Annotated in this window: 8 protein-coding genes; all 8 read right to left on the reverse strand. The window is 38.0% G+C overall.

All coding sequences use genetic code 11. The features are described 5' to 3' along the window. Positions 1-64: 64 nt before the first annotated feature. The gene (locus tag U2718_RS18080) at positions 65-1,033 is read right to left on the reverse strand and encodes a glycosyltransferase (RefSeq protein WP_342001928.1); all 969 of its coding nucleotides are present in this window, start codon (positions 1,031-1,033) and stop codon (positions 65-67) included. After that, a complete protein-coding gene (gene hpsE, locus U2718_RS18085; RefSeq protein ID WP_342001930.1) occupies positions 1,026-2,036 on the reverse strand; it encodes a hormogonium polysaccharide biosynthesis glycosyltransferase HpsE in 1,011 nt (336 codons plus the stop codon). The genes U2718_RS18080 and hpsE (U2718_RS18085) overlap by 8 nt, the downstream gene beginning before the upstream one ends. Before the next feature lie 42 nt (positions 2,037-2,078). After that, the gene (gene hpsE / locus U2718_RS18090) at positions 2,079-3,044 is read right to left on the reverse strand and encodes a hormogonium polysaccharide biosynthesis glycosyltransferase HpsE (RefSeq protein ID WP_342001948.1); all 966 of its coding nucleotides are present in this window, start codon (positions 3,042-3,044) and stop codon (positions 2,079-2,081) included. A 191-nt stretch (positions 3,045-3,235) separates the two neighbouring features. Then, complete coding sequence (locus U2718_RS18095; RefSeq protein WP_342001932.1) at positions 3,236-3,952, reverse strand: type II secretion system protein; 717 nt, start codon at positions 3,950-3,952, stop codon at positions 3,236-3,238. Between the two features lie 38 nt (positions 3,953-3,990). Further along, positions 3,991-4,977 carry a hormogonium polysaccharide secretion pseudopilin HpsC gene (gene hpsC, locus U2718_RS18100; protein ID WP_342001934.1) on the reverse strand — a complete coding sequence of 329 codons (987 nt, stop codon included), beginning with the start codon at positions 4,975-4,977 and terminating at the stop codon, positions 3,991-3,993. A gap of 44 nt (positions 4,978-5,021) precedes the next feature. After that, on the reverse strand, positions 5,022-5,732 hold the full coding sequence (hpsB, locus tag U2718_RS18105; protein ID WP_342001936.1) for a hormogonium polysaccharide secretion pseudopilin HpsB: 711 nt from the start codon (positions 5,730-5,732) through the stop codon (positions 5,022-5,024). A gap of 17 nt (positions 5,733-5,749) precedes the next feature. Beyond that, on the reverse strand, positions 5,750-10,357 hold the full coding sequence (gene hpsA, locus U2718_RS18110) for a hormogonium polysaccharide biosynthesis protein HpsA (RefSeq protein ID WP_342001937.1): 4,608 nt from the start codon (positions 10,355-10,357) through the stop codon (positions 5,750-5,752). Between the two features lie 162 nt (positions 10,358-10,519). Then, entirely contained in the window at positions 10,520-10,756 is a 237-nt protein-coding gene (gene rpmB, locus U2718_RS18115; protein ID WP_342001939.1) for a 50S ribosomal protein L28, read from the reverse strand. Positions 10,757-10,831 lie beyond the last annotated feature (75 nt).

The raw sequence follows: 10,831 nt of genomic DNA on the forward strand, positions 1-10,831 counted from the left end.
CTAAATATTTATTGTCTTAATCTTTTTCAAACTCCTTAATATTTAATATATAGATTAAAGTTGATTATCTATTATTATTTATACTTGTTAAAAATGCTTCTATAAAATTAGGAGGAAGGAGAATAATCATCACAATTTTCATTAATATTCTTAAATTGAAGCTATTACGTTGGAAACGATATTGATCGTTTATAAAAAACTTCCATAGAAATTTAGCACCTAAAAAAGCTTTTTGTCGATTCAAAGGTGGTTGTAGAGATTTGCAGAGTAGATATTTATAGATATTTGCAAGGCTCTTGTTCCAAGTATCTTGAAAGGTTGCTGGTCTTTGTTTATACGATTTTTCAAGTACTTGCAAGCTCACTTTTTCTTGTCTTATCAGATTGGAAGAAAGTGAATTAGGACTTATTCTATATAAAATTTGTACGGATGGTACAGCTACAAAATGATATTTAGCTGCTAAACGCAGCCACATATCCCAATCTTGTCCAGCTTCTAGGCATTCATCAAAGCCACCTAATTCAATCAAAGCGTATTTTTTAATTAGAGGATTAGAGCCATTTTCAAAAAAATTAGTTACTAGTAACTGTTCATATACATCTCCATTGACAGCAATATGAGTGCCTGAAAGTAAAAATTCTCCTTTTTCATTAATATAATCAGTCCAGCTATAAGCAACTACTGCTCCATAGTTTTGTTGTAAAGCTTCTAACTGCTGTTCAAGCTTATTAGATGTCCACAAATCATCAGAATCTAAAAAACTTACAAATTCTCCACATGCGAGTTTTAAACCACGATTACGACTAACATTGGCACCAGCATTATCAAAAGAAAAAACTTTAATTCGTGCATCATTAATTTGTGAAATAATATCTAGTGTTGAATCTTGAGACCCATCATTAATTATGATTATCTCAAAATTAGTAAAAGTTTGATGTAAAACAGACTCAATAGTATATTTAATAGTTTTTTCACTATTATAGGTTGGTATAATAACAGAAATAATAGGCATAGATTGAGAAATTTTATTCATAATTAAAAACTTTGAAAGCTTGAATTTTATTTTTAAAGAATATCTTTAATCCTAACAAAGGACTCATCATACTCGCCAAGTAAAACTCCATTTCAAAAAGTCTTACTAAATTAAATTTTAATTGACCCTTATATTTAAACAAATGATGTAATAGTCGGCTTAGATTACCTAAAACAGTTTTCACTAAAATAATTGGTATTTGCCATTTTTTGGCATTAATTAAGCGTAGCTGAAAAATACACAAACCACAGCCACGGGCCAATCTTATTAAATAATCTTTTTCTAGCCGCCACTGGGGAATTTGATGATAAACATGCATTGCAGGGTTATACCAAATTTCCCAACCAGCTTTATATATATACAAAAGTGCTTCTGTATCATCACCAGCAAGCATAAATTTACCTAATCTACCCTTAAAAGCTAATTGCTTTGGCATGCTTGCACACCAAACTTGTTTACGGACAACTAGGGCTGCGCCAGGAGGAAGTCTTAAATTACCAGCATCAAACAAATATGGTTGCGAACCATGTTCTCTAATAGCTAGAAAAGCTTGAATACTTTGAAAATTTTCTGGAGGATTTACTTCAAAATTACCGTGAATTTGACCACTCCATGCACCAGCTTTAGAATGCTTTTTACCAAACATGTAAGATTGCCAAATCCAATCATGCTTTGGTAGGTTATCATCATCTAAAAATGCAATAAACTCACCTTTGGCTTCACTTACAGCTCGCATTCTTGCAAAAGCTATTCCCTGCTGTTTTTCATGGTAGTACTTTAAGGGACAAATATTAATGAAGTTTGTTTGGTAGTTTTTTATTAACTCAACTGTGTTATCTGAACTATTATTATCAATAATGATAATTTCCCAATTAATTTCTTCCAAGTTTGTTTGTTCTAATAATTTATCTAAAACTGCTGGCAACCTGTTTGCACCATTAAAGGTAGGGATAGCAACAGTAAAGTCTAAAAAATGTAAATTATTTATTGTTAATTTATTCATGATTCCATAAATACAAATATATATTAATACATAGTATTTAATCTATCTTTTAATTTTTAAATATCCATTTTTCCAAAGATGAAATGGACTAATAAAACTACTTATAAAAAGTTGCATTTCACAAGCAACTACTAAATCGCTTTGCAATTTTGTGCGATATTTAAGGAAATGTAAAATAATTTTACGCAAATCATTCAATATATAAATTAAAAATATCAATGGTTTATTCCAATCTTTGACATTAACCATTCGAGTAACATACCGACTAAGTCCTATTCCTTTAAAAAAAGGTAATAAATATTCTTTTTTTAAACGAAAACTAGGTATTTTATGATAAATTTCCATATCTGGGTTATACCAAATTTCCCAACCAGCTTTTTGAATGTAAGACAAAACTTCCAAGTCTTCACTCGTCAGCATATTGCCAATCACTCTACCGGTTAATATAGGTTTGTTTGGTACATTGTCCAACCAAGCTTGTTTGCGGACAACTAATCCAGCAGAAGGAGGTAGCAATTTTTTCTTGGCTTCATATAGAAGAGGTAAGTCCCCTCGTTCTGTTATTGCCAAGAAGGAGGCAATTCTTTGAAAGTTTTCTGGTGGTTCTACTTCCCAATCAGGATGAATCTGGCTACCATAAGCCCCTGCTTGGGGATGTTGTTGAGCAAAACTATAAGCAGCAGCTACCCAGTTTTCATTCGGATAATTATCATCATCCAAAAAACCTATTAACTTACCTTTAGCTTCTGCAACTGCCTTTTTCCTCGCGTATCCAGCTCCCTGTTTTGCTTCAAAACAGTATTTTAATGAATGAGAAAATTGCCAATTTTGTTGATATGATTGAATAACTTTTGCTGTATTATCTGTGCTGTTATTGTCAACAACAATAATTTCCCAATTTAAGTTTTCGATGTTGATTTGCTGCCTTAGCTTTTCTAGTAATTCTGGTAATCGATGCTCACCGTTATAGGTAGGAATAGCTACAGTAAAATCAAGGTTATTTATCATTACTCTATCTGAGATTATTTGATTTAGGGCCAATGAAAATAATATAACTAGCAAGCTATTGCTAGTTATTACATTAGTTGTTAGAACAAAGTAAATAAACAACTGTTTCTAATATCTCTATTTTGCTACTTTTTGTACAATCTCATGTACCGTATTTTTATGGATTTTTGAAATAATTTACAACAATTATTTTAATTACATTGCCCATCTTTTGCTGTTATCATTGTTCCTAACAGTGTTTTTATAATAACGCATCTTTTCACATTATTAGGAGATGTAGAGTTTCCTATAGGGGAAGTAAACAAAATTTTTAAACCGGGTGGTTCTGTTGCACCTGTGGGTATAGAACCAAAATTGGCATTTGGTATGCTTCCCATATAGTCAAAGGTAATTTTAGGTGTGCTTGTGTAAGACACAGAAGAACCAGCTGTATTTTCACCATTGAGATTTGTACCCAATAGCAGTTGCTTTGAATCGATTCCCAAACCTGTTCCTAATGGTTGCCATGTATTGATTTGATTAGTAGGTAAATTAGAACCATCACCTCTTTTAGTGGGATAGATAGCAACCTCAACAGATTGAGTTGTAGTATTTTTTTGAAAGCTGACACTGTAGCTGAGTTTTTTCTTTTTAGCTTCTGTTTGCGCTTGTTGTAGTGCGGCTAAAGCGGCATCGTTAGCTTTATTTAATTTCTGTCGGTTAACAAAAGCAAGCCAGCTGGGAGCAATAATTGCTGATAATATCCCTATAATTAAGAATACTACCACTACTTCTATCATGCTAAAACCAGCATCATTTTGAGCATAATTAGATAAATAGCGATTTATTACTGGATTGCGCTGCTTTGATATTTGTACAACTTTTTGATTATTAACGTTTTTTGAAATTAATAAAACTGCTCTGTACATACTAATTTTTGATTGATGAGCTAAAGGATTTGTAGAGCTTACTTAGTAAATAAGAATCCACGTCCTTGAATCTGAGCGTTCACACTTGGAAAATAATTTTTTCTGTCATTAGCATATACTAGGTTATTATTTTGCAACCGAGCTAATGCATTGCCTCTGATATAGACTTGTGCCAATATGTTTGTGGCATTGACACATGCATAAAAACCATTAGTACCTATACCTTGCGCTCCTGTAGGACAAGTTACCCCAGGGCCAGTGGTACTAATATAATCAACTAAAGTTTCTACTCGTTGGGTATAACTGTCTGATGCAGTTAATGAAGTTTGCCATTGATTCATCTTTTCTTTAAGTGCAGCACCACTTTTATCTAGTGGTGGCGGATTAAACCCAGTATCACTTGTAGTTCCTACAGTATTTGCGTTGGCTGCGATTACTTGACCTCGAATCTGAAATCTGCCAATTCGTGCTTCTCTAGACCAGGTGGAGTTTGATTGATTGGGATTGGTGATAAGATAGTATGCCACTAACGAATAGGCAAAGCCATCATCTGTTTGAGATGTACTTGTTTGACTACTAGAGCTAATCCCCACGCTATTAGCGATAAACTCGCGTTTCCAAAAAACAAGCACTGGTGTACAAACGCTCGTATTGCTAACGCTAATGGGACTACAGTTAGGAGCAGATTTGACTGGTGGTATTTGGTCTTGAATTCCTGATAGAGTAATGGTCGTAGTATTTCGGTTTCTGGTTAATCCATCAGCGTCGTATATGTAGATTGCCTGTTGTAAGTCACGAGTAATATAATCTAGTGCTGCTTGAAGTTCTAGCGCAGAATTTGCTTTTGCTTGTTCTTTACGATCGCTGTCTAGAACATTAATCATGAATGTCATTAAAGGTGTAATCACCAGTACCGCTAGCACCATTGCTACCAGGAGTTCAATTAAGGTAAAGCCGCTAATTGTCTTATTTATTCCGGAGCGTTTGAATTGAGTACTCAGGATAAATTTCAGCAAGTTAATCATAACTGCGGTTTTCCTTTTGTTGATAAATGCATAATGCTCTACCTTCAATTACAACCACCAGGGAAACGAGCACAAAGGTCAGTATATTTAGGTACGATGTCATTGATGTCTGCTGTCATTTCTACTAAAGGTGCTTTGCGTTGACCCATACCTCCAGTGAAAGTAGCTTGTTTGTTATTGGGTAAAGAACTACTTTTAAGTAGAGTTGTAGTTTCCTTAAAAGCATCAGCTCTGTAAGCCCTTACTCCCAGAGCATACCCTTGATTAGCAACATTGCTACTTGGGTGGTATCGAAATACCTGCAAAACCATGTCTGTCACACTGGTAATTTCACAGCTACCACTACCATCAAAATCTATGCAGTACAAATTTGTTGCTGTGGTTGAGGTAGATGAAGCTGTGCAGTAGGAATTTGCTGTACAGGTGAAGCTACCTGTAGGTATGGGAGCATCAACTGCTGTGAGCGCGGTACTAGTAGCAGGGGTTGCTGGAGGTAAAATTTTCTGGCTCCGCACTCCATCAATATATGACCTTGCAGCTTGACTTGCTAGTTCCACCCGCCTGGCTTGAACACGGGTTGCTACTGATAGGGCAAAAACCGGGGCGATCGCTGCTAGCAAAATACTAAGTACAACTATCGCTACTAAAGATTCAATGATTGTGAAACCTTCTTCCTTAGCTAGTAGGTAAGACGCCATGTTCTTACCTGCTTTAGCAGCGCATAACTTTTGGTTGCTAAATTGTTTCATAATCATGACAACTTACTCAATTTTTAATCATTTGGTATGGATGGACAGTTACTTGGACGGTATTCACTAGGAACTGCATCTGTGTAACTGGTGCCTGTTGATGGTTGTCCGGCACAGAGTAGTGTTTTTATCCAAGCTTCATCTCGACCAACTTCCCTAAAGTACTCATTCGGGCGACCTGTTGGCGGTGCAGTAAATCTTTGGGCAAACAGATCAGGTTGCTCTGACAACAAACCAACATCAAAACCCCAGTTTCTGTTTGGTGGTGAGTAGTAAGGTAACAGACCGTTGCTATTTTGAGTTGGGTAATTGTCCAGTGAGTAGTCAAAAAGACTGAGATTATCACTAGTAGTGGCAGTGATTGATTGTCTGGCTGTGAGAATGGGTGCAAGTGGTGCTGTGGAGAATGCGCTCCGCTTGATTTGAATAAAGCTACCTTTGATTTTGGCTGTTACATTGTTCCAGTTTTCCAGGAATCGCACAAAGTTCTGCAAACCTGCTGATACTTCTGTTGCTCTACTGGGGCTATTCGCTAATACAAAGGTTGCATTAAATGTAGTATTGCTCGGTTGTTGTAGCCAAATACCTCTAAAATCATTTGCTGCTGCTACTGTTGCTGCGTCCGTCCTTAAGTTTGGAGGACTATTGTTTGCGTCATGAATCTGCAAGACTGGTACTAAGAGCGGCTGACCATCTAAATCTGGACTTCCATTGCCATCAGCATCAATAGGAAGATAATAGTACAGTCGGTTGTTAGTTGCGTAACTTACTTGTCCTAAGTTTGCTACAGATGCGTCATTCGACGTTCTAAACCAGAGGGCATTGTTTGCTGATCTGGGTAAATCTGATGAAGCGTAACGAAACTCTTGGATGACTCCAGATGAATCTATTCCTATTGGAACATATTTGTTACTTCCATGCTCCTCCAATTCGTTAGAAGCATTACGTTTAAAGGCAACCCGACGGGCATAGTTCCGATATTCTGGAGCAGCAAGTACAGCAGTCGTACCCGCCTTATGTGTACTAATATTGAAGGTCTGACTGATAGCAGCAGATGCTTTAAGATTGGTTGACGGGTCGACATACCAGTCACCAGGCTCACAAGAAGAGACAGGCAACTTTGCACACACCTCCATTAAATACTCCCCAGCAACATTAACCCTGCGTTGAATGGGTGTCACTCCGTTTAGAGTGTAAGAGCCTATTGCCAAATTGGTGCTATTAGCAAAGTTGTTTTCCCAGAAGCCATTTTTCAGACGATTGAATCTTCTAGCATCTAGGGTAGATAATATTGAGGAGGTTAAACTACCAGGATTGAAGTTACGCTCAACTGCAATGCCAGTGTTATTATTCAAGTCGTAGTCGCCTTCATTACGAAAACCCTCTCTAAAATTGCCAGACAAAAGAGTCATGGAATCAGCAATAATTGTTGCTGGTCGCCAATAGTCACCTCCAGTAGCAGGACAGCCAGTTCTTCCTGCACGACAGGCGAAGTTGGTATTAGCAGTGCTGCGATTGTAGAAGTTAGTCGTTGGTTCTGTTTCTGTAAATTCTTCAATTTCCGCGGTACTGGTTGTACTAGTGCGGTGCAAATTGAATGTACCCTTGATGTAAGCAGGCAAGTTTGTTACTAGAATTAACCCCTTTTCTTTGGCATTGTACGTATTAGTACTTGTTCTGGCTAAAGTTGCTCCATTGATGAGACGAATACCATTTGGGCGACGAGTGGGATCTAGTTTAAAATCAGTTGGACTGAGTAGCTCTGATCTAGCTGTGCTACTAATGTCTCCATCAGTGTATGTTTCACTTGCATCTCGCAATGCATCGTCTCTAGTGGCATAAATAATGCCACTGTAAGGCAATAAATATTCGTTAGATGCGATTGTGGTAGTGGCCAGCTGACCCAAATCAATGTCAGTTACCCGAATTTCTGAAGGTTGCCGTTGTTCCAAATCTAGGTCGTAGTTGGTTGGTGTGCTTGGCACACTAATTTGTCTGACTTCTCTACCATCTAGGAAAGTTGCTTCTTTGATTGCGCTATGAGGAGGCAGGTTAGTAAGGGTGGTGGCGAAAGTCGTTTCATTATTCAAAATCGAAATTGCACAAAGTGCTGTATCAATTGCTGAATAATCGACTAGCTGTAAACCAGTACTAGGTACTGTAGTACCACTGATTTTGGCTAAGGCATCTTTGAGAGGTTGATTCACCCAACCTCCGTTAGGAAATTTCAAGTTGGCTTGTCTTTGCAGAAGAGTTTTGTTAGCTGTAAATGTACCTCTTCCGGGGTAAGCGTAAACAACTCCATTATTTGACCGACCATTGGTAGTATCTATTCCATACCCACCATCAATGTTGACTTTGTTTCTAGCTGTAGTTGAAGTTGAAGGGTTATAGTAACTACTTACACAAGCGATTGGATCTTGGTCAGTGCCATAGTCTACTTTGTAATGATAAACAGCTGTAGCACGCATCAGCAGGTCGCCTTTGCGATTATCTCCTGGGCTTGACATTGGCATGGTATCAGACCAGACAATGGTGCTATCAGTAGTGGAAGGAGCAGGTAAAAAAGAATTAGGATTGCGAGGGTAAAATGGGCCACTCGTTGTATCAACGGTACTACCAGAACCATCAACATAGATACCTGCACCTGTAACAATCCGTACACCACCTACGCTGTCTAAATCGTTAATAGGATTTGTTGCGGCCTTTTCTTCCCAAAAGCCATTACGGTTGGATATACCCAAATCTGTAACAGCTTGTATTTGAGTGTTACGCCATCTTTGTTTAGCATCCGAACCAGTTGGTCTTGTCCAGTTAACCGCATTACTAGAACTATCGACAATTAATTGATTAGCTTCTGAGCCAACATATTGTCCATTTTGCAACCATAAAGCAGGGAGATTGTTACCAACAAAAACGCGATCGCCTATTTTAGTTTGAACGCCTTCTTGCTTTTGTGTAACTGGATATGTTGCTTCTAACTGAGAAGTACTTAGAGTGACACTTGTCGCACCAATAAACTGGTTACTGGAGTTTATTGGCTCTCTCCAATCTTGTTGAGGTTCTAGGTTGGCAGTAATGGTGGTAGTATATCCAGTTAGCGCTCCTGCTCCCGTTGGGTCTGATACTTCTGCAAAGGGCACTCTACGGGTGCGGTTTCGTAGATAAATTTCTATTTCATCTAGCAGGATATTTTGTGCCGTTGTGCCATCATCAGCATCATTGACTTTGGTTGTAACGTTAGTTTTAACCACGCTGGGATAGCCACTAGCGTTAACAGCTGTTTTTAGAGCGCCGCCAGTAGTTGCTGTTTGGCAATCTGTGCACAAACCAAACGCATCTGTTTTCATCCTATTAATGCGTTGATTGTATGCTGCATCGTTAAAACCGATGTTGGAGCCACCGGACTGGTTTGTAGATTTGTTGGTATTGTTAATGTAATCAGTGGAAATATTGTTTCCAAAACCTTGATATAGGTCAACGTTGACATTTGTACTAGTATTAACTTGAGAAAGACTACCATTGCCGACATTACCACCAACAGTAATCTGACCATTTTCTTGATTGTAGAAACAGGATGTTTTGCTACTGACTTGCCGGAAGGTAATATCACCGCCATTATTTTGCACACCTACAAGCAAATTGCTATTGGTGTGAACTCTACCATTCAACAATAACGCTGTACTACCAACAATCACTTCTAGGTCATTTTCAAACCAAACGGCATTGTTAGGTAAGGGAATACGACTACGATCTTGTTGAAATTCTAGTGCGACAACACCTTTGTTTCCTTTATACACTTCGTAATCTGTCGAACTCAGGCTACCTAAGCTAGTAATTGGTATGTTAACGGTGTAAACAAAGAAGCTTTTACCCAAATTGCCACTGTTTAACTTGTACCAACTAGAGTTACCAACCAAAGTAGAAAAACCCGCTGCATTTCTACACGCCGCACTGGTTGAACCATCATCCATTGGTGGAGTTCTAGCTTCTAGCGGATTTCTTTTACGACTAAACTGCCCTGTGCTAGCGTCTCTACTAGGGGAGCGGAAGTAGATACCATAGAGAGTAAAGGTATCTTTTTTACCGTTATTATCTGTATCAACTGCATATTTCCAAGCAGATTTTACTGTTTCATCGTCTTCTAATGTAGTACTGGTTTCGATGGTGTTGTCAGCGTCGATGTCATAAGCAAGTTTTAGACGAGTCTCATCGCCAAGCGTATACTTATTTTTTTTCAAAGCATCATATAAAGCATTATCAGTGGGAGTTCCTCGTGGTAGAGTTGGATCTTCTAACAGAGCATCTAACTTAGCTCTAGCACGATCAAGAGCTGGGGCGGCTGCATTAAGAACAACTGTGTTTACTCGTACATTACTTGCATTTTTGGAGCGTTCAAAGGATCTAAACAAAATTGTCGCGGTTAGGAGTACAACAATCAGGGATACCATTGCTACTGTTGGCAAAACAAAACCAGCATTTGCTGATCGTCCTCGTCTCCAACTTGCAAAAAAACTACGCAGTAGCCAAATAGTTTGTTTTTTAATTCCAGAGATGTATTTCTGGTTGATGTTTTTGTGGAACTTGTAAAGTTTTTTAAATGCCTTGGCTCGTTGGCGATTACGAGACATAGCTGTTTTCCCATTTAAATGATGTTATTACCCGAATAGCTTTAGGATGCCCATTTGTCAAAAAAACATATCAACTAGTTAAAATTTTTATCTTTGGCATTAAAAACCTCCCTATTTTGGGAGGCTTTAAGAAAGTATTTAGTTTGTTTCTTTTGCAGAAGCTCAGAAGTGATTAAGGTTAATCCCAGCTTCTTTTGCCATTGCTTGCAACCCTTTGGTTTCCAGGGTTTTAATAGCTTTAGTAGAAAGCTTGAGTCTCACCCAACGATTACCTTCAGGCCACCAGACGCGCTTGCTTTGCAGGTTTACGTGCTGTAATCGCTTAGTACGGCGGTGAGAGTGGGAAATTGCAAAGGCATTATTTGCCTTTTTGCCAGTTAGTTGACAGCGACGGGACATTGCTTAAATCTCCAATTTATTTTGACCACGATCTTCTATTGTATTCACATCTGGCGTCAATCGTGTCAAGCTAAT

Source organism: Chlorogloeopsis sp. ULAP02 (genome assembly GCF_038404745.2).
Lineage (GTDB): Bacteria > Cyanobacteriota > Cyanobacteriia > Cyanobacteriales > Nostocaceae > Chlorogloeopsis.

Excerpts from the sequence above, each read along its gene's own strand:
- hpsA (WP_342001937.1), bottom strand. The coding sequence starts at position 10,357 with ATGTCTCGTAATCGCCAACGAGCCAAGGCATTTAAAAAACTTTACAAG.
- hpsB (WP_342001936.1), bottom strand. The coding sequence starts at position 5,732 with ATGATTATGAAACAATTTAGCAACCAAAAGTTATGCGCTGCTAAAGCA.
- U2718_RS18095 (WP_342001932.1), bottom strand. The coding sequence starts at position 3,952 with ATGTACAGAGCAGTTTTATTAATTTCAAAAAACGTTAATAATCAAAAA.
- rpmB (WP_342001939.1), bottom strand. The coding sequence starts at position 10,756 with ATGTCCCGTCGCTGTCAACTAACTGGCAAAAAGGCAAATAATGCCTTT.
- hpsC (WP_342001934.1), bottom strand. The coding sequence starts at position 4,977 with ATGATTAACTTGCTGAAATTTATCCTGAGTACTCAATTCAAACGCTCC.
- hpsE (WP_342001948.1), bottom strand. The coding sequence starts at position 3,044 with ATGATAAATAACCTTGATTTTACTGTAGCTATTCCTACCTATAACGGT.
- U2718_RS18080 (WP_342001928.1), bottom strand. The coding sequence starts at position 1,033 with ATGAATAAAATTTCTCAATCTATGCCTATTATTTCTGTTATTATACCA.
- hpsE (WP_342001930.1), bottom strand. The coding sequence starts at position 2,036 with ATGAATAAATTAACAATAAATAATTTACATTTTTTAGACTTTACTGTT.